At 73.7% G+C, this 1,315-nt stretch carries 1 protein-coding gene; it reads left to right on the forward strand.

All coding sequences use genetic code 11. The annotated features are described in order from the left end of the window. The coding region (locus tag HCK00_RS26630) for a condensation domain-containing protein (RefSeq protein WP_240966247.1) at positions 1–1,315 on the forward strand (1,315 nt) is incomplete at both ends.

Raw genomic sequence — 1,315 nt, forward strand, 5'->3', positions numbered from 1 at the left:
TGAGGAACGCCGCCTCGTCGGTTACGTCGTCACGGACCCGGCGGAGCCGGTGGACGTGCGGAAGGTGCGCGAGCACGTGGCGGGAACTCTGCCTGAGTACATGGTCCCGGCGGTTGTGCTTGTGCTGGACGTGCTGCCGGTGACGGGGAACGGGAAGGTGGACCGGGGTGCGTTGCCGGCGCCTGAGGTGGTGGGGCGGGTTGCCGGGCGGGGGCCGTCGTCGGAGGCGGAGTGTGCTCTGTGTGAGCTGTTCGCTGAGGTGCTGGGTGTGGAGCGGGTGGGGGTGGAGGAGAGTTTCTTCGCTCTGGGCGGGGATTCGATCATGTCGATGCAGTTGGCCGCGCGGGGGCGCCGGGTGGGTTTGCTCTTCACGGCGCAGGATGTGTTCGAGCGGGAGACCGCGGCCGGTTTGGCCGTGGTGGCGCGGCCTGTGGGTGGGGAGGTTCGGGCGCCGGGGGGTGGTACGGGTGAGGTGCCGTGGACGCCGGTGATGCGGGAGCTGGGTGGGTTCGCGGTCCGTCCGGGGCTGGCTCAGTGGTCGGTCGTGGGTGCTCCGCCCGGGTTGAATCAGGGTGCGCTGGTCACGGCCGTCGCCGCGCTGCTCGGCACCCACGACATGCTGCGGGCCGCCGTCCTCCGCCTGCCCGCCGGGCCGGTGCTGTCGGTCCCCGCGAAGGACTCGGTGAACGCGGCCGGCGCGGTGGTCCGCGTGGACGCCACGGATATGGCGGACGGTTCGCTGGACGATCTCGCGGCCCGTGTGGCGCGGGAGGCGGCGGGGCGGCTGGATCCTTCCGCGGGGGTGGTGTTGCAGGTCGTGTGGGTGGATGCGGGCCCGGGGCGTGTGGGCCGGCTGGCCGTGGTGGTGCATCACCTGGTGGTGGACGGGGTGTCCTGGCGGATTGTGCTGCCGGACCTGCGGGCCGCCTATGAGTCCGCGGTGGCGGGCCGGGCGCCCGGGCTCGATCCGGTGGGGACACCGTTCCGCGTCTGGGCCCGGGCCCTGGCCGATCAGGCCACCTCCCAGGAACGCACCGCCGAACTCGGCGCCTGGACCACCCTGCTCGACGGCGTACCTCCGCCACTGGGCCTGCCGGCCCCCGACCCCGCCCGGGACACCGCGGCGACCCTGGTCCGCCACACCTGGACACTTCCCTCGCGGCAGGCCCGCACGCTGGTCGACAGGACCCCCGCCGTCTTCCACTGCGGGGTGCACGATGTGCTGCTGGCCGCGCTCGCGGGCGCGGTCGCCCGCCGGCGGGCGGACGGTGGCACGGGTGTGCTGGTGGATGTCGAGAGCCATGGCCGGGAGGCA

Source organism: Streptomyces zingiberis (genome assembly GCF_012034935.1).
In the GTDB taxonomy this organism is placed as follows: domain Bacteria; phylum Actinomycetota; class Actinomycetes; order Streptomycetales; family Streptomycetaceae; genus Streptomyces; species Streptomyces zingiberis.